This is a genomic window from Tidjanibacter massiliensis (assembly GCF_900104605.1).
Lineage (GTDB): Bacteria > Bacteroidota > Bacteroidia > Bacteroidales > Rikenellaceae > Tidjanibacter > Tidjanibacter inops.
On record NZ_LT629960.1, the window covers coordinates 578393 to 596516 of the forward strand.

General features: G+C 56.8%; 17 protein-coding genes. 10 read left to right on the forward strand and 7 right to left on the reverse strand.

Annotated elements, in window-relative coordinates; translation table 11 throughout:
- Window positions 1–5 precede the first annotated feature (5 nt).
- The 7 genes from BQ5361_RS03415 to rsxA all read left to right on the forward strand — a co-directional run bounded on the left by BQ5361_RS03415 (window position 6) and on the right by rsxA (window position 5845).
- Window positions 6–422, forward strand: a complete 417-nt coding sequence (locus tag BQ5361_RS03415; RefSeq protein WP_022063030.1) for a SoxR reducing system RseC family protein — start codon at window positions 6–8, stop codon at window positions 420–422.
- On the forward strand, window positions 423–1334 hold the full coding sequence (locus BQ5361_RS03420) for a Fe-S cluster domain-containing protein (protein ID WP_022063031.1): 912 nt from the start codon (window positions 423–425) through the stop codon (window positions 1332–1334). It begins immediately after the preceding gene.
- Window positions 1335–1347: 13 nt separating this feature from the next.
- On the forward strand, window positions 1348–2685 hold the full coding sequence (gene rsxC / locus BQ5361_RS03425; RefSeq protein ID WP_257526543.1) for an electron transport complex subunit RsxC: 1338 nt from the start codon (window positions 1348–1350) through the stop codon (window positions 2683–2685).
- A gap of 100 nt (window positions 2686–2785) precedes the next feature.
- On the forward strand, window positions 2786–3766 hold the full coding sequence (locus BQ5361_RS03430) for an RnfABCDGE type electron transport complex subunit D (RefSeq protein WP_022063033.1): 981 nt from the start codon (window positions 2786–2788) through the stop codon (window positions 3764–3766).
- Window positions 3767–3771: 5 nt separating this feature from the next.
- Window positions 3772–4647, forward strand: a complete 876-nt coding sequence (locus BQ5361_RS03435) for an RnfABCDGE type electron transport complex subunit G (RefSeq protein WP_071424932.1) — start codon at window positions 3772–3774, stop codon at window positions 4645–4647.
- Window positions 4644–5231 carry an RnfABCDGE type electron transport complex subunit E gene (locus BQ5361_RS03440; RefSeq protein ID WP_022063035.1) on the forward strand — a complete coding sequence of 196 codons (588 nt, stop codon included), beginning with the start codon at window positions 4644–4646 and terminating at the stop codon, window positions 5229–5231. The genes BQ5361_RS03435 and BQ5361_RS03440 overlap by 4 nt, the downstream gene beginning before the upstream one ends.
- A gap of 41 nt (window positions 5232–5272) precedes the next feature.
- Window positions 5273–5845 (forward strand): electron transport complex subunit RsxA, encoded by a 573-nt coding sequence (gene rsxA, locus BQ5361_RS03445; protein WP_022063036.1) that lies wholly within the window; start codon window positions 5273–5275, stop codon window positions 5843–5845.
- 91 nt (window positions 5846–5936) lie between these two features.
- Here rsxA and BQ5361_RS10810 read toward each other — a convergent pair whose 3' ends face one another.
- Genes BQ5361_RS10810 through omp85 form a run of 3 tightly spaced genes read right to left on the reverse strand, consistent with a single transcriptional unit; the run spans window position 5937 to window position 7894 of the window.
- Window positions 5937–6206, reverse strand: a complete 270-nt coding sequence (locus tag BQ5361_RS10810) for a GrpB family protein (RefSeq protein ID WP_336433322.1) — start codon at window positions 6204–6206, stop codon at window positions 5937–5939.
- Window positions 6121–6519: a GrpB family protein gene (locus tag BQ5361_RS10940; protein WP_336433323.1), complete on the reverse strand. Its 399-nt coding sequence runs from the start codon at window positions 6517–6519 to the stop codon at window positions 6121–6123. The genes BQ5361_RS10810 and BQ5361_RS10940 overlap by 86 nt, the downstream gene beginning before the upstream one ends.
- Window positions 6520–6526: 7 nt before the next feature.
- Complete coding sequence (gene omp85, locus BQ5361_RS03455) at window positions 6527–7894, reverse strand: Omp85 family outer membrane protein (RefSeq protein WP_035473152.1); 1368 nt, start codon at window positions 7892–7894, stop codon at window positions 6527–6529.
- 283 nt (window positions 7895–8177) lie between these two features.
- Here omp85 and BQ5361_RS03460 point away from each other — a divergent pair, with 283 nt between their 5' ends.
- On the forward strand, window positions 8178–9368 hold the full coding sequence (locus tag BQ5361_RS03460) for a sugar transporter (protein WP_035473154.1): 1191 nt from the start codon (window positions 8178–8180) through the stop codon (window positions 9366–9368).
- A gap of 165 nt (window positions 9369–9533) precedes the next feature.
- Entirely contained in the window at window positions 9534–11591 is a 2058-nt protein-coding gene (locus BQ5361_RS03465; RefSeq protein ID WP_143047487.1) for a BamA/TamA family outer membrane protein, read from the forward strand.
- Between the two features lie 236 nt (window positions 11592–11827).
- Here BQ5361_RS03465 and trxA read toward each other — a convergent pair whose 3' ends face one another.
- The 3 genes from trxA to BQ5361_RS03480 form a co-directional block, all read right to left on the reverse strand.
- On the reverse strand, window positions 11828–12145 hold the full coding sequence (gene trxA / locus BQ5361_RS03470; RefSeq protein WP_022062925.1) for a thioredoxin: 318 nt from the start codon (window positions 12143–12145) through the stop codon (window positions 11828–11830).
- 59 nt (window positions 12146–12204) lie between these two features.
- The gene (gene dnaE, locus BQ5361_RS03475) at window positions 12205–15921 is read right to left on the reverse strand and encodes a DNA polymerase III subunit alpha (RefSeq protein ID WP_035473157.1); all 3717 of its coding nucleotides are present in this window, start codon (window positions 15919–15921) and stop codon (window positions 12205–12207) included.
- A 239-nt stretch (window positions 15922–16160) separates the two neighbouring features.
- Entirely contained in the window at window positions 16161–16823 is a 663-nt protein-coding gene (locus BQ5361_RS03480) for a TonB-dependent receptor (protein WP_035473160.1), read from the reverse strand.
- 186 nt (window positions 16824–17009) lie between these two features.
- Between BQ5361_RS03480 and BQ5361_RS03485 the strand changes: the two genes are divergently transcribed.
- Window positions 17010–17255 (forward strand): putative signal transducing protein, encoded by a 246-nt coding sequence (locus BQ5361_RS03485; RefSeq protein ID WP_022062922.1) that lies wholly within the window; start codon window positions 17010–17012, stop codon window positions 17253–17255.
- A 118-nt stretch (window positions 17256–17373) separates the two neighbouring features.
- Here the strand turns inward: BQ5361_RS03485 and BQ5361_RS03490 are convergent, their stop codons facing one another.
- Window positions 17374–18114, reverse strand: coding sequence for a shikimate dehydrogenase family protein (locus tag BQ5361_RS03490; protein WP_035473163.1), 741 nt, complete (start codon window positions 18112–18114; stop codon window positions 17374–17376).
- Window positions 18115–18124 lie beyond the last annotated feature (10 nt).

The window sequence follows — 18124 nt, forward strand, 5'->3', positions numbered from 1 at the left end:
CGAGTATGGAAAAGCCGATAGAACATAAGGGCAGGGTGGTACTGGTCGAGGGTGACCGTATCGATGTCGAGATGACCGTCGAGGGTGCCTGCGCTACGTGCAAGGCTGCGAAAGCCTGCGGTATGGGAGAGAGTCGGGACAAGGTGGTGTCGTTGCTTACCGCCTCGGCCGGCCTGTACGAGGTCGGTGATGAAGTGATGGTTTCCATCGAACGGAAGATGGGGATAAAGGCTGCGACATATGCCTACATATTCCCCTTCTTCATCATGGTGGCGGTGTTGCTGGTGATGTTCGGGGCGGGTTTTTCCGAAACGGCGGCGGGGCTTTCGTCGCTCGGAGCGATAGCGGTCTATTATGCGGTGCTCGCCTGTTTCCGCCATCGTATTGAAAGGGATATCATTTTTAAATTAAGAAAGATATAAATGGGCATATTGGGATATACAATCCTCACGCTATGCGTGCTGGGTGTACTCTGCGCATTGATATTGTATTTCGTGGCGCAGAAGTTCAAGGTGTATGAGGACCCGCGTATCGACGATGTCGAAAAGATGTTGCCGGGGGCCAACTGCGGCGGCTGCGGTTATGCCGGTTGCCGTACTTTCGCCTCCACCGCGGTCGGTGTGGACGATATGTCCGGATTGTTCTGCCCGGTGGGCGGTGCGGAGACCATGAAGCGTATCGCCGATTTCCTCGGGAAGGCGGCGCCGGAACGGGAACCGATGGTGGCCGTACTGCGCTGCAACGGTTCGCAAGCCAACCGGCCTCGGAACAGTGTCTATGACGGTGCGTCGTCGTGTGCCGTGGAGGCGGCGCTCTATGCCGGTGAAACGGGATGTGCGTTCGGCTGCCTCGGCAAGGGCGACTGCGTGGCCGTCTGCAATTTCGATGCGCTGCATATGGACCCGGAAACGGGACTGCCGGTCGTGGACCAGGAGAAATGTACGGCCTGCGGAGCATGCGTGAAGAAGTGCCCGAAGATGCTTTTTGAACTGCGTAAGAAGGGGCCGCATGACAGACGGGTTTATGTAGCCTGTATGAACCGGGATAAGGGCGGAGTTGCCCGCAAAAGCTGTACGGCTGCCTGTATAGGGTGCGGGAAGTGTGTCAAGGCATGTCCTTTCGATGCCATAACGCTGGTGAACAACCTGGCATATATCGATTTCAACAAGTGCCGTCTGTGCCGGAAGTGCGTGCCGGAGTGTCCGACGGGAGCCATACACGACGTGAATTTCCCGGCTCCCGCACGGAAAGCGGAGGCTGTCGCCGACCTGTCGTCCGTGCGGCCGGCCTCGGCGGCGAAAGAGCCGGAACAGCCTGGAAAATCAGAGAATTAGAAATCCTACGAGTATGTTGAAAACATTTCCCATAGGCGGTATTCATCCGTCGGACAGTAAGATAAGTCGGGACTGCCCCATCGAGACCATGCCCCTTCCGGAGACGGTGACGATACCTTTGTCGCAGCACATCGGAGCCCCCGCCGAAGCGGTGGTGACGAAGGGCGAACGGGTACGTACGGGGCAGTTAATAGGCAGGAGTACCGGATTCGTTTCGAGCAACATACATTCCTCTGTCACGGGAACGGTCACGGCCGTCGACAGCTATCTCGACCCGGCGGGCTTGCGTCGGCCGGGAGTGACGATAAAGACGGAGCCGGACGAATGGATGGAGGGCATCGATACGAGCGACAGGATAATACGCGAATGCACTCTTTCGCCGCAGGAGATAGTCGCCAAAGTGGGGGCTGCGGGAGTCGTAGGCATGGGTGGGGCTACCTTTCCTACTCAGGTGAAGCTTTCCGTTCCGGATGGCAGGAAGGCGGAGTTCCTCATTATCAATGGAGTGGAGTGCGAACCTTACCTGACGGATGACTATCGGGTGATGCTCGAACGCGGCGAGGAGCTGCTGACGGGTATCCGGATTCTGGCCCGTGCTCTCGGGGCGGAACGAGTAATGGTCGGCATAGAGAACAACAAGCCGGAAGCCATCGGGTCGCTTCGGCAGCTTGCGGCCGTTTCGGCCCCCGAGGTGGAGGTCGTGCCCCTGAAGGTACAATATCCGCAAGGGAGCGAGAAGCATCTGATAGCGGCCCTGACCGGAAGGGAGGTGCGGAGCGGCGGCCTGCCCATCGATGTGGGAGCCATTGTCCAGAATGTGGGTACCGCGCTGGCGGTGTATGACGCAGTACAGAAAAACAAACCGTTGATAGAGCGCGTCGTGACGGTGACGGGGCCTTCGCTCGTCCGCCAGGCCAATCTGAAGGTTCGGATTGGAACGGCTGTTTCGGAATTGCTGGATTACTGTGGTGGTCTGCCTGCCGATACGGGCAAAGTGATTGCTGGCGGCCCCATGATGGGCAGGGCCATGGCGCACCTCGGTGCTCCGGTGGTGAAAGGAATGTCGGCCGTTCTGGTGTTGCCCGAAAGCGCATCGCGGCGCATGCCGGAGCAGTCATGTATCCGCTGTGGCAAGTGCGTGAGCGTGTGTCCGATGGGACTGGAGCCCTATCTGCTCTCCAAACTTTCACAGAAAGCGGTCTGGGACGAAGCCGAGGCACACCGTGTGACCGACTGCATCGAGTGTGGTTCGTGTTCCTGGAAATGTCCTTCGGCACTGCCCCTGCTGGACTATATCCGGCTCGGCAAAACGGAGGTGATGAAGATAATACGTTCCCGGAAGGGACGGTAACGGCGGAAGCGGCGGCTTTTTCCGTTCCGGTGACGGTTTCGTTCCGACCGGGAAGAAGACGCTGCGAGGTTCGGTTGAAAAGAAGAGAAACGAAATCGATATGGATAAGAATTTGATTGTTTCACCCTCTCCGCATGTCCACGGACAGCAGACTACGTCGCGGCTGATGCTCGATGTGGTGATTGCGCTGCTTCCGGCGCTTGCGGTATCCACATGGGTGTTCGGGTTCAGCGTGTTGTTGGTGACATGCACATCGGTGGCCTGCTGCGTGGTGTTCGAGTACCTTATACAGCGTTTTCTGCTGCGCGGACCGCTTACGGTCAATAACTGGTCGGCTGTCGTGACGGGGATGCTGCTGGCTTTCAATTTGCCCTCGTCCATTCCGCTGTGGATGGTCGCCGTGGGGGCGCTCGTGTCGATAGGTGTCGGCAAGATGACCTTCGGAGGCCTCGGTAAAAATCCCTTCAATCCGGCGCTTGTGGGGCGTGTCTTCATGCTGCTCTCTTTCCCGGTGGCGATGACCACTTTCCCTGAAGTGGCCGATGCCGCTACGGGGGCCACGCCGCTCTCCGCAATGAAGGGGGCGTTGGCCAGCGGGATGACCGTACCGGAGGCGATGCGGATGTTCAGCTACCAGGACCTGCTGGTCGGTTTCAAGAGCGGTTCGTTCGGTGAGGTGTCCGCCGTGGCGCTGCTGCTCGGTTTTGTCTGGCTGCTCGTGCGCAGGGTGATAACGTGGCGTATTCCGGTCTATGTGCTCGGTACCATGGCGCTCTTCACCGGTATTCTCTGGGCCGTGAATCCCGACCAGTACATGAGCCCCGTATTCCATCTGCTGACGGGCGGTGCGCTGCTCGGAGCCATCTTCATGGCGACCGATTATGTGACTTCCCCCATGACCAATCGCGGAATGTTGCTCTACGGTATCGGTATCGGGGCTATTACGGTCTTGATACGTATCTGGGGACAGTATCCCGAAGGGATGTCGTTCGCCATCCTCATCATGAACGCTTTCGTCCCCCTGATAGACAAATATGTGAAACCACGCCGCTTCGGTGCGGTCAGAAAAGCGAGGGCCTGACAGTTATGAAAAGTTCTCTGGTAAATATGGTCGTGGTGTTGCTGGGCATCACTGCGGTCACCTCCTCGGCGGTCGGACTGGTGTACCGTGTGACGGAGGCGCCCATCGCTCAGGCGAAACTGCACAAAAAGGCGGATGCACTGGCACAGGTACTCCCGCCGTTCGATAATACTCCCGCCGACGAGATGCAGGCCGTAGCGGCAGGCAATGATTCGGTGTATGTCTATACGGCCCGGATGGGACAGACTGTGGCCGGCTATGCGGTGGAAAGTTTCGCTTCCGGTTTCGGCGGCCCAATCCGGATAATGGTAGGTTTCGGACCCGACGGCAGGATACGGAACATACAGGTGTTGGAACAGACGGAGACTCCGGGTCTCGGGGCGAAACTCGCCGAGGAGGGCAATCCTGTCCAGGCAAGTCTTCTCGGCAAAAGTCCGGCGGAGGTGAAGATGTCCGTGCGTAAGGACGGAGGCGATATCGATGCGATAACCGCTTCCACGATATCCTCCAGGGCCTATATACAGGCAGTCAGCCTCGCTTATACCGCGTTCCTCGAGGTGAGCGGGGCGGATGCTTCGGGCTGGGACGCTTCGAGCGGGGCAACATCGTCGCGGCAGGTGCGGGAAGAGGAAGCCGCAACGTCGGATTCGGCGAGCGGTGCTACCGGCCGGAACGAAGAGGCGGATACCGCCTCGGGAGCGACTCCGTCGGCAGACACGGAGGCCGGAACGGATACGGAGTCTGCTTCTGCGGGTGCTGTCGGCGATACGGTCTCCGGAGCCACGCTGCAGACGGAGAACACCGATGTCTCGTCGGGCGCCACATCTTCCTCTGCGAATCATGTTTCGGGTGATAACGAACAGAAAGGGAAACGGCAATGAAAAGATTCAATATACTGCTGAAGGGAATTATCAGGGAGAATCCTACCTTCGTGTTGATACTGGGTATGTGTCCCACGCTGGGAACCACCACTTCGGCTATCAACGGGGCGGGCATGGGCATAGCCACCATGTTCGTACTCATCATGTCGAACATCGTCATTTCGCTCATCAAGAACCTGATACCCGACAAGGTGCGTATTCCGGCATTCATCGTTGTGATAGCCTCGTTCGTGACGGTTATCCAGCTTCTGATGGAAGCCTATGTACCGTCGCTTTACGAGACGCTGGGAGTATTCATTCCCCTTATCGTCGTGAACTGCATTATTCTCGGCCGCGCCGAAGCGTTCGCGTCCAAACACAACGTGTTGGATTCGGCACTCGACGGTTTGGGCATAGGGCTCGGTTTCACCCTGTCGCTGACGGTCATCGGTGCGGTGAGGGAGATACTCGGCAGCGGTTCGGTTTTCGGATACAAATTCATCGAGGGTGACGGTATGATTGCCTTCGTGCTCGCTCCGGGAGCTTTCCTCGTGCTGGGATACCTGATGGTATTGTTCAATAAGGCGACAGCCCGACTGCGATAGACGGTCGTCCGGCGATGTTTAAGGATTAAAAACAAGAACAGATGGAATATTTTGCAATCATAATCGGGGCGATTTTCGTCAATAATGTCGTGCTGGCCCAGTTTCTCGGCATATGTCCGTTTCTGGGTGTGTCGAACAAGGTGAATACCTCGCTCGGCATGGGGGCGGCGGTGGTGTTCGTCATGGCCATCAGCTCCATCGTGGTATATCTGCTGCAATACTATGTACTCGTGCCGCTTCGCATAGAGTACATGCAGACTATTGTTTTCATCCTCGTGATTGCGGCTCTTGTGCAGATGGTCGAGATAATTCTCAAGAAGATAAGTCCGGCACTTTATCAGGCACTCGGCATCTTCCTGCCGCTCATCACGACCAACTGTGCCGTGCTCGGCGTAGCGATACTGCTCGTGCAGAAGAATTACAATCTGCTCCAGTCTTTTACCTATGCCGTGTCCACTGCGGTGGGGTTCGCCCTTGCACTGGTCGTCTTTTCGGGCATCCGAGAACGGCTTGAGCTCAACGACGTACCCAAGGCGATGCGGGGCGTGCCCGTGGCGCTCGTCACGGCCGGTATTTTGGCCATGGCATTCATGGGGTTTGCTGGACTGGTATAGCTTGTAGGGGGAATTTTCTCCTGAGGGAGCGGCGGAAGGTAGAGAAATCACCTTCCGCCGCTCCTTTTCCGATAACTCCGCCGGGCGGGAGTCAGAGGAGATGTTTTTCCGGCCAAAGGGCGCGTGCACGGGCCGTGCACTTCCGGATGAAACCGCCTTTCGCAGCGGTATAGGCGTCCCTGTCGTGTTCGTATGGCCGCATGAGGCGCATTTTGAGCGCTGCATAGCGGGCGGCTGCTTTCACATTGATGCACAGGTAGTCGCGGAAATAGAGTTCATCCCAGTCGCCGGGGTATCGGACGTGCAGGTGGTAGGTCTGCCTTTCGAAGCCGCGGAGGGTATAGCCTTTCATGTACATCATTCCCGGCGGCGGATTTTGCGGCTGCGACGTGTAGAGATAACCGCAGGTTTCCATACGTACGGGCAGGGCCGGCAGGCAGGTAGGTATCGGGTTCTATCTCCAGCAGGATGTCTATCGTCGGCTTGGCCGTCAGGCCGGGAACGGCTGTACTCCCTATATGGCTGATGCGGACGATGTCGCTCCCGACGGCTTCCCGCAGCCGGAAACTTTCGCTGCGATAGGCCTCCGGCCACGATGTATCGTAAGGTACGAGTATTATCGGAAAGAGTTGCCAGAGCTCTTCGTCGCGCATTTTAGTCGGACATTTGTCCATGTCTTCGTCAAAAGAGGTAGTTCATGTTCAGGTAGAGGCCGTTCGTACCGTCGCGCCGGTCGAAGGGAATGCCGTATTCGACCGACAGGACGAGGTTGCGGTTCATCACGATTTTGATACCGAGTCCGGCACTCATGTGGGGCGTCTCCCTTTCGCCACTGTATATCGCCTTGCGGATGTCGTCCGGGACGGAAGCGTCGTTCCCGACGGCCTGCAGCTCCTCCGCCCGGAACGGACGGGTGACGATACCCAGGTCGAAAAAGGGATTCGTGGTGATGTACCACTCCTGGCCGAAAAGTCGGAAATCGAAGAGCCGGAGCCGCAATTCCGCGTTGGCCCAGGCCATGCCGTCGCCTACGACGCGGTTGTAGAGGATTCCCCGCAGGGAGATGGCTCCGCCGAGGATGTCGGAGTTGATTTGCTTCAGGAAGAGCGTGGCGTAGTTTTGCTGTACGTAGAAGGGGGCCCGACCGGCTACCGTTCCCTGCCAGCATAGACGGTAGGCGAAAACCAGCTTGCCCCGAATGAGCGGCAGGTAGTGGCGGAACGAAACGGCGGCCTTCAGGTAGTGGTAGCCGCGCCGGTCGATGATGTCGGGCGAGCCGTAGAGCAGCAGGTCGGCATAGAGACCGCACGAAGGGTCGGGTTCGTTGTCGCGGGTATCGTACACCACTCCGGCCCGCAGTTCGATGTGGCTGCCTCCGCCGCTTTCGTCGTCGTATATGATTCCGTAGCGGCGGTAAAGGTCGTAGAGCGTCGTTTCTCCCGCATATTTTTCCACCCGGGTGCGTCCGGTCGCGTAGTGGAAAAAGGCCGCGCCTGCCGCCCAGCCGAGATGGCCGGCGATAGGGCCCTGCAGGTCCCCCATGATGCGGAGCAGATTGCGGTCCACCGCGTAGAATCCGGCGTTTTTGTCGCGCAGGAACGGGGCGGGGTAGCCGTTGAAACCGTAAAAAGCCATCATCGTGTTGGGCAGGTAGCTGGCACTCGCCGTGAAACGAAGGCCGCGGATAAGGTATTCCGAGTCATAGAAAAGGTAGTAGATGCCGGAACCCTTCGTGTAGTAACACGCTTCGGCAGTCAGCTTATGCCTGTATTTCGGATAGGTCGAACCGTCGCCGAACCAATAGGCATCGAGAATGGCACCGAGTTGGAAACCGAGGTCGGAACTGTAGCTGAGTGCCGGTATCGGGGTGAAGCTGAATCCCGTTTTCCGATAGGTATCTTCCGGGCGTGTGAGGGCGCTGCGGGATGGGGTGGCCATACCGTCGGAACAGCCGGTTTCGGCACCGGGACAGCATGTTCCGGCAGCCAGCAGGATTGCCGTTGTGAACAGCAGTTTCACGACCGTCTTGTCAGCTCTTTTTCCCGTCATCCGTCAGTGGGTTTGCGACCGTAAAAGTATTTAAAAAATCGGTGATACGGGGCATGAATCCGCACCAATCCCTTTTTTATTCGGGCCGGTCGCCGAGTGGCAGGAGATACGGTGTGCGGCGTTATGCCGGTCGTGTGAAGTTTTCCGGGTTGCAGGGCGGCGGTATTTTTGTGACCGCACGATACACGTACCGCGCGATTTTTCTACTTTTGCGAGGCCGTTGCATATGCGGCCCGTCCGGAGAGGCCGGACGGCAGGAATTGGACTGTCAACAGCAATCGTTATGTCGGGTAGTACGGGAGACGGCATGTCAGCCGGACAGTGGCTTCCGCTGGTGGGGCTGACGCTCTCCGCATTCATCTTCAATACGTCAGAGTTCATGCCTATTGGGCTGCTGACGGATATTGCGGTCGATTTGCACGTCACCGAGGCGCGGGCCGGCATGCTGATTTCCGTCTATGCGTGGGTGGTGGCCCTGCTTTCGCTGCCGCTGATGCTGCTTGTCGCCCGGATGGAGTATCGCCGCCTGCTGCTCGTCACCTTGGCGCTTTTCATCGTAAGCCACCTTCTGTCGGCCGTAGCCGGCAATTATGCCGTATTGATGGCATCGCGTATCGGCGTAGCCTGCTCCCATGCGGTATTCTGGTCGATAGCCTCTCCGCTGGCGGTGCGTATCGTGCCGGAGAAACGACGGTCGCTGGCGCTGAGCATGATAGTGACCGGCACCTCCGTGGCGATGGTGGTAGGCATGCCGCTGGGGCGCATTATCGGTCTTTATGTCGGTTGGCGTACCTCTTTTCTCTGTGTCGCCGTGCTCGCTGCCGTTGTCTTTTGCTATTTGCTTGCCGTTTTTCCGAAGGTTCCCGGAGGCAAGTCTTTCTCCGTACGCCGGCTTCCCGTATTGCTGAAACATCCCGTTTTGGTGGGTATCTATCTGATGGCATTGCTGGTACCCACTGCCCATTACACCGTGTACAGTTATATCGAACCGTTTCTCCAGCAGGTGGCAGGACTTCCTGCCGAATGGATTACCTTGACACTGACCGCATTCGGTGCGGCAGGGATTTTCGGCAGCATGCTCTTTGCCCGTTATTACGACCGACGGCCCGCCCGGTTCGTCGCGGCTGTGGTGGTCGGTATCGCTCTGCTGTTGCTCCTGCTGCGGTCCGCTGCATTCGACCGTTACGTCGTCATGGCGCTCTGCATCGTCTGGGGGATTGCCGTGACGGCCTTCAACGTGGCCTTTCAGGCTGAGACTATCCGTTATGCTCCGGAGGATGCCGCTCCGGTCGCCATGTCCATCTTTTCCGGTATCTACAACGTGGGTATCGGATGCGGTGCCCTGTTCGGCGGCGCTGTCTGTACCTATCTGTCGGTTGCGGACATCGGGTATGCTGGCGGTGTGCTGGCCGTTGCTGCGGTCGTCTTCTGTCTGTGCCGGCTGTTGCCTCTTTTGAAAGGACGCATCTCTTGACCGATACCTCCGAAGGAGAGGCCGGCACCGTTTATGCCGTGGAAGAAAAGGCGGTTTGCAGGGATTCCGGAAGAGATGCCCTTGTGGAAGAAAAGGGGGAATTCATGTCCCGGAATCACGCAAAATTCGTTATTTTTGGACTGAATGCGTTTTCGGGGATATATCGTGGGATTGGTATGGTTTGCCGTATCGTTTGTGCTGCCGGTTCCGACGTCGGGCCGGCCGGTGGCTATTATTCCGGAATCAGCTGCGGTCAAGGACAGTACGGCGTTGTCCGACCGGGCGAGAATACGGGCGGGGTGGCGGCGTCTGGATGCGCTGACGCCCGATTCGGTACTCGTAGCTACCGGGATATGCGATACGGCTCTGACCGTTTGCGACTTTTCGTTGGCTGCCCGCCATCCCGATTCGCTTGCCATAGGCGTATGGGTGGTGCCCGGTCGGGATTCGCTTTCTCAGGAGGAACGCACCCAACGGTTTTACGATACGTTGCGTGTACGTTCCGAGCGGAACGGTTTCTGGAAATTCGTACACGGACTGATAATCGTGCCGCCGGGCAACGGCTCGCAGCTGAAACCGGAGGTTGTCGACGAGACGGCCGTGTACGGCATCTATGACGGTAAACGTATCGATTCGATAGAGTTCGTGCGCAAACCCGTTTTCGACCCGGCGAGAAGCTATCTGGAAAAAGGGGCGAATGCCGTCCATGTAACGACTGGAACCCATGCCATCAAACGCGACCTCCTGTTTAAGGAGGGTGACGCTTTCGATGCGGGGGCGGTGGTGCGCTACAAGCAGTTGCTTCGTTCGAGACAGTATATTGCCGATGCCTCTATCGAGGTAGTGCCCGTTCCGGACGACCCGGACGCCGTCATCGTGCGCGTCATCACCCGCGACAGTTGGAGTATCAGCGCCGACGGTTCGATACGCGGACTGACCGGCCAGGTAAAGGGCGAGCTTTACGATGCCAATTTCCTTGGAACGGGAGATAAACTGAGCTATCAGCTGAGCCTCGATTGGCGCAAGAAGAAGTATGAGGGGAGTATGTTCCAATACTACATTCCCAACCTTTTCGGTACCTTTTACGAAGCGACGTTGAAGGGGGGGCGCTCCTTCACGGAACGTTATTACGGGGCCACGCTGAACAAGAAGTTCATACAGCCCGCCGATTACGAGATAGGTGCCGTGTTCGAGAACGTGCGTAATGCCCTGTATGTGCGGTACGAGGCGCCGCGGGACACGGTGGCGGCCTCCTATATGCTCCATTACAACAATGTGGATTTGTGGGGCGGTAAATCGTGGTATCTGCCCGAGGTGGAGAGCAGCGTGTACGGTATGGCACGGTTCAATAATATCCGTTATCTGGACCCGCCGAGGATTTACGAACAGGAGGACCCGCCGCAAAATCCCGTCGAACTGCCCGTGGGGGAGGGGATGAATCCCTATTTTTACGACCGGACGCTCGTGCTGGGAACATTGGGCTTTTACAGCGAACGTTTCCTGACGACGAGTCTTATTTACGGATACGGATACGACGAGTATGTGGCGACAGGATACCGTGCCGAAGCTACTTTCGGATATACCCATTCGGACTATCAGTCGGGATGGTACGGGGGCATAGCCCTCCGGTCGGGCGGTTTTACGCCGGTGGGATATTTTATGGGCGACCTGTCGGTAGGTACGTTTTACGATTTCCGCAGCAGGCGACCGTTTCAGTCCGCTCTGAATGTACGGTTCAATTATTTCACCAATATGCTGGGACGCCGCAAGTTCAAGGTCAGACAATTCATATCCCTGAATTACCTGAACGGCTGGAACCGTTCCGACGGTTTCTACGAGGCGGTGTGGTTTACTCCGGCCAGCGGGCCGCGTGCGATGCATAACAGTCCGCTGGGCCGTGACAGGTTGGTGCTCAGTGCCGAAACCGTAATCTTTACGCCGTGGCAGCCGCTCGGTTTCCGCATCGCCCTTTACGGATTCGGCGATGTCGGTTTTCTCGGTTACAACAAGCATGTTTTCCGTAACGACTGTTTCGCTACCGTTGGGCTCGGTATCCGCCTGAAGAATGAAATGCTCGTTTTCGGAACGATACAGTTGAGCCTCTTCGTCAATTTCGGCAAACACGGCCTGATGAGCAACGAATGGATACAGCTCACCAGCGAACAGCGTATGCAGACCATGCGTTATATTCCGACCAAACCACAGGTCGCCCCCTTCCAGTAACTGTTGTCGGATACGTTTTCGGGGATGAGGAGTGTGGCAGTATAGGATACCTTCGGCCTGTCAGTGCCAGGCTGTTTGCGGCGAAGACAGATTGCCGGTGCCGGGCGGTGTACTTTGCCGAAGGCTGTGACGCAGGCACAGGCCGGACTGTCGTTGATGTCCGGAAAGGAAGAGTATGAAAAACAGGGAGGGACAACGTATCTTTTGTCCCTCCCTGTTTTAAATTCGGTACGTTTTTACAGCAGTGCATCGATTTTTGCCTTGATGGCATCTTTCGAAGCTGCCCCTACGAGTTTGTCGTTCATCTGGCCGCCGGGCTTGACGAATACGACGAGCGGGATATTTCTTACCGAGAATTTCATGGCGAGGTCGTTGTTCTGGTCGACATCGCATTTGCCGATGACTACCTTGCCTTCATACTCTTCGGCGAGCTCTTCGATGATGGGGGTCAGCGAGCGGCACGGACCGCACCATTCTGCCCAGAAGTCGATAACGAAAGGTTTGCCGGAAGCGACGAGTTCGTCGTAAGCGGCGGAATCAATGATTTTTGCCATAGTTGTAATCGTTTAGTATTGTTTTGCGTTAATGCGTTTTTCGTTATATGTTGACGCAGTTATGCTATCGAGTAGTTTATCTGGTTGCTTTCGAGGTAGCTTACGAGCTCTTGCGTGAGCGCCACCTTGTACTTACGCGAAAAGAATGCCAGCGATACCCCCTCCCGTGAATCGATGACCTTGACGCGCAGGTTTATTTTGCCTTTGGTCGCAGCGATGCGTTCCGAGAGTTCTGCGGTCATGTCGGGGCTGATGTCATTGATGTGTAGGCTGATGGTCAGTTCGTTCACCGAGTCGAGTACATCGCCGAGCATCTGCATCGAGGTGATTTTCGCTTCGTATTCGTCCTTGTTGTAGGGCCGGGGGCGGACACTGCCCTTTATCAGGAGGAAGTAATCCTTGAAGAGGAACTTACGGAAATTCTCGTAATCCTTGTCGAACAGCGCGAATTCGTGCTGGCCGGAGTAGTCCTCCAGCTTGAAACGCCCGAAGGGTTTGCCGTTGCGCGTGTAGAGGTTTTGTACGTCCGTGACCATGCCGGCAATGGTGAAATCCTTGTCACGCAGGTCGTTGAGATTGGCGAACTGTGTCAACTGCGTGTTGCAGTAACGTTTTATCACCACCTCGTAGTCGTCCAGCGGATGAGAAGACAGATACATGCCTATCATCTCCTTCTCGTGGTTCAAGGTTTCCAGCTTGTTCCAGTCGGGACATTGGGGCAGCAGCGGCTGCTGGATATCCACGATATCGGTTCCGCCGAAGAGGCTCTGCTGGGCCGTATTGCGTTCGGTCTGCATACGCGAACCGTACTTTATCAACTGTTCGAGGAATACCGCTCCTCCGGAGTCGCGCTGGTCGGCCGAGAAGAACTTGCTGCGGTGGAAGCCGCTTATCGAATCGAATGCTCCGGCGAGCGCCATGTTCTCGATATTTTTCCGGTTTACCGCCTGCATGTTCACGCGTTCCATGAAGTCGTAGATGCTGCGGAACTTGCCGCCGCGTTCGCGCTCTTCCACGATGGACTGCATGGCCGCCTCGCCGACACCTTTGACGGCGGCCAGTCCGAATCGCACGTTGCCTTCCTTGTCCGAAGTGAACGATTCGATACTCTCATTGATATCCGGGCCGAGTACCTTGATGCCCATGCGCTTGCATTCATCCATGAAGAACGATATCTTGTCCATCGACGAAAGGTTGCGGCTGAGCAGCGCGGCCATGAACTCGGAAGGGTAGTGCGCCTTCAGGTAGGCGGTCTGATAGGCTACATAAGCGTAACAGGTCGAGTGCGACTTGTTGAACGCGTACGATGCGAACGCTTCCCATCCTGTCCATATCTTTTCGCATATCTCCGGGTCATGCCCCCGTTCGGCCGCTCCCTTGAGGAATTTGGGTTTCATTTTGTCCAGCGTGGCACGCTGTTTTTTGCCCATGGCCTTGCGCAGTGTATCGGCCTCGCCCCCGGTGAATCCGGCCAGCTTCTGCGACAGCAGCATGACCTGCTCCTGATAGACCGTGATACCGTAGGTGTCCTCCAGATATTCGGCCATTTCCGGAAATTCGTACTCCACCTTCTCCTGGCCGTGCTTGCGGGCGATGAAGCTGGGAATGTTGTCCATGGGGCCCGGACGGTAAAGGGCGTTCATGGCTATCAGGTCTTCGAGCCTGTTCGGTTTGAGAGCCCGGAGGTATTTTTTCATACCGGCGGACTCGAACTGGAAGATGCCGGTCGTCTCTCCCTTGCAGAAAAGCTGGTATGTCTTCCGGTCGTCCAGCGGGATGTTGTCTATGTCGAGATTGATGCCCTGTACGCGTCGGACGTTCTCGACCGCATCCTTGATGATGGAGAGCGTCTTGAGACCGAGGAAGTCCATCTTGATGAGTCCCACGCTCTCCACGAGTTTGCCCTCGTACTGCACCACGTTCAGGTCGGCGTCTTTGGCCGTTGCCACCGGGGCGAACTCTTCGAGGTCGTCCTTGCCGATGATGACGCCGCAGGCATGTACGCCCGTCTGCCGCACCGAACCTTCGAGTTTTTCGGCGTATTTGAGCGTGTTCTGTATCAGCGGGTTCGGCGATTCGCGTTCGCGGGCCAGCTCCGGCGAGTCCTTGTAAGCTCGCTCGAAGGGCGTTTCGCCTTTTTCGACCATCAGTTTGTCGGGAACGAGTTTGGCAAGGCGGTCGCTGTCGGCCAACGGCAGCTTTTCTACCCGCGCTACGTCCCGGATGGCGAGCTTCGGCGCCATCGTGCCGAATGTGACGATTTGTGCCACCCGCTTCTTGCCGTACTTTTCGATGACGTACCGCAGCACGTCCGCACGTCCGTCCTCGTCAAAGTCCACGTCCACATCGGGAAGGGAGATGCGGTCCGGGTTCAGAAAGCGTTCGAACAGCAGGTCGTATTTAAGGGGGTCTATGTTTGTTATCTTCAGACAGTAGGCGACGACGGAGCCGGCAGCCGAACCGCGGCCCGGTCCGACCGATACGCCCATTTCGCGTGCGGCGCGGATGAAGTCCGACACAATGAGGAAGTAGCCCGGAAAGCCCATCCATTCGATGGTGCCCAATTCGTACCGGATACGTTCGAGCGTCTTCTCGTCCGGTTCGCCGTACCGTTCCTTCGCCCCTTTCATGGTAAGTGCCACGAGGTAAAGGTACTGTTTGGATACCGTCAGCCATTCGCCGAGCCGTTCGTTGCCGGCGGCAAACGCATCGAGGTCGTCAGCGGTTTCTGCCTGTGCCTTTTCCGTCCGCAACCCCTCCATTTCGTGCAGGAGGGAGGGCTTTTTCGCTTCGTCGGCATCGGCCATCTTCTTTTCGAGGCCGCTTATCTGGCCGTCGAAACGGCGCAGGAATATCCGGCGCAGCTCCGCCTGGTCGATGACGAAATCGTCCGGCAGCGGAAAGTCGGGCATCAGGGGCTTGTGTTCCAGCGTATAATGTTCGACCTTGTCCGCTATCTCCATGGTATTTTCCAATGCTTCCAGGTCGTCGGGGAAAAGCGCCGCCATTTCGTCCGGGCTCTTGAAGAACTCCTGTCCCGTGTAGCGCATGCGGTTCGGGTCGTCGAGGTCGCGCCCCGTATTGAGGCATATCAGATGGTCGTGCGCCGGAGCATCCTCTTCGAGGGTGAAGTGTACGTCGTTCGTGACGATGAGTTTGACGCCATGCCGGGCGGCCAGGTCGTGCAGCACCTTGTTCACCTCTACCTGATGACGGCACGTATCGGTATCCGGTGCGCCGGAGAGTGACCGGTGGAGCTGAAGTTCCAGATAATAGTCCTCGCCGAATATCTCCTTGAACTCCTCCACGATGCGCGATGCCTCCTCCAAATCGTCGTGCATGATGGCCTGTGGCAGTTCGCCGCCGAGACAGGCCGAACTGCATATCAGCCCCTCGTGATACTGCCGCAGCAGCTCCTTGTCGATACGCGGTTTATAGTAGAATCCTTCCGTCCAGGAGTAGGAGACAAGTTTGACGAGGTTGTGGTATCCCTTGAGATTCTTGGCGAGCAGGATGAGGTGGTCGCCCGCTTTTTCGTCCTTGTCCTTTTCGCGGTGGTTCTTTACCACATAGACTTCGCATCCGAGGATGGGTTTGAGTCCCGCCGCGTTGGCCGCATCGTAGAACTCCTTTACGCCGAACATATTGCCGTGGTCGGTAATGGCAACGGCCGTCATGCCGAACTCCTTGGCCCTTTTCATCAGAGAGGGGATGGAGGCGGCCCCATCGAGGATGGAGTACTGCGTATGTACATGAAGATGAGTGAATTGAGGCATATCGATGCGTGTTTGTAACGACCCAACAAAGATAGCCATTTATCGCGGAATAGCCTTACGTTTCTCCGGCTATTTGAACCTTGCCGGCCGGTCGGACCTATCGGAATTATTTATACCGCCATACGGTGCAGTGATATTGCGGCCGGAAGGGCGGCGGGGAACTGCCTTCCGGATGCAAACAGGACAGGGACGGAAATTCCGTCCCTGTCCTGTTTGCATCCACCGAACGAATGTCCGGATTATTTCGTGTTGATGACGAGTACGCCGTTCATGCCCGATGCGCCGTAGATGACACCGTTTCGGTCAATCGTAACGGACTCGATGTCGTTCGGATTGACGAGCATGTTGGCGGCATTGAAGCTCTGCATCCGGATGCCGTTCACAACCACGAGTGGGACCATACCGTCGAGATAGGCTTGGTAATTGCCGGGGCCGCCTTCGATGATGAGGCCGGCTATACGGCCTGTCAGGTAGTCGGCCAGGCTGGAGTATTGTAGCGAACTGGCCATGTTATTGACGCTGACATCGGGCGAGGAGACCGAGAGCGGAACGGCTTTGTAGGCGTTTGCCGGCATCTTTTCGCCGTTGCGCATGGCGGTCGCTATCTTGTCGTTTCTGTTCAGGTTGAGCTGAAGGGCGGTCATTCCGTTGGCGGGGAATTCGTATTTCCTGTGTTTGATGATGACTGCCACCGTGTCGTTGTCGGCGACGTGCTGCAGTGTCAGTTTCCCGTCTTTGAGGGTATGGACGACGGGGTTTTCGCCTTTGACGTAGGCGATGATGTCGCGTCGCGGAGCTTCCCCCTTGTTGTTGATTACAGTAATATTTACCGGATGTCCGCCGGTTTGTGCCATTCCCGCGAGGGGAAGCAGCAGCATGAGCACGCAAAGTAATCTTTTCATAATTGTAGTTGTTAAATTGTTTGTCGGTAAACCTTGCAAGATACGTTCCAAAACAGCCGCTTTTTTCTCTTTTGTGATGGGAAACCGGTGTCGGAAGGTATGGAATTTGTTACTCTTACGGTTACAGGTTATACGGAAAATCCGTATATTGGAGAATGGTAAATACAGAATAAAAACCGTGAAGATATGAAAGACAGGGAATTTGCAACCGTAGCGAGGTTTTCCTCGATGGAACAGGCTCAGGTAGTCAAGGCGATGCTCGATTCGATGGGGGTCAATAATCAGATAGTGAACGATATCGCGGCCGATATTCTTCCGATGTTGGAGAGGGATATCCGTATTATCGTCAATACGGCCGACCTGCCGAAGGCAAAACAGCTGATGAAGGCCAAATTCGATAAGGAGAGTTTCAAGGATGCCTGGAAGGAGTAGGCCGTGCGAGGTGCATGGCACGGCTTTCTGCAGTGAAACAGGGGCGGGAAATCTTTTTCCGCCCTTTCATTTTGTGTGGCGGACGGGATGCTTTGTCCGGTCGATGAACCGCAGAGGGTCAGCGGCAGGCTGAAAGGAACAGCTTCCATGTCTCCCTGGCCTGTATCTCCAGCATGCGCCGGCCGTTCATCGTGCTCGCTCCGGCTTCCCGGCCTTTGCGCAGGAATGCGGTTTCGGGCGGATTGTAGACCATGTCGTAGAGCATGTGTGCGGGTGTGAGCCATTCGTAGGGGATGGCGGGGAACCGCTCCGTATCGGGCCAGGTGCCGAGCGGGGTGGCATTTATCAGGAGCCTGTACTTCTGCAGTAGTTCGGAAGTCAATGCTTCGTAAGAGAGGATGCCTGCACCTTTCTTGCTGCGCGAAACGGTGGCGTGTACCATGCCGAGTTCATCGAGTCCGTATGCCGCTGCCGCCGCCGCCCCGCCGCTGCCCAGAATGAGTGCGTGAGGGCATTCTCCGCCTGTCAGTGCCATGAGCGATTCGGCGAACCCTATCCAGTCCACATTGTATCCCTTCCATGTGTCGCCCTGCCGGACGGCGCAGTTCACGGCGCCTATCCGTTCGGCTGTCGGGTCAATTTGGTCGAGGTAGTCCATGACGGCCCGTTTGTAGGGAGCGGTGACGTTGAAGCCCAGCAGCGGGTGTTCCGCCAGCAAGGCCGGCAGCTCTTCTATCGAACCGAGCGGGTAGTTGGCATAAACTGCATCGCGGATACCTTCCCTGCGGAACATCTCTGCGAACCATTCCGCCGAGAAAGAGTGGGCGAGGGGATAACCGATGAGTCCGAACGAACGCATGGAAAGGGGG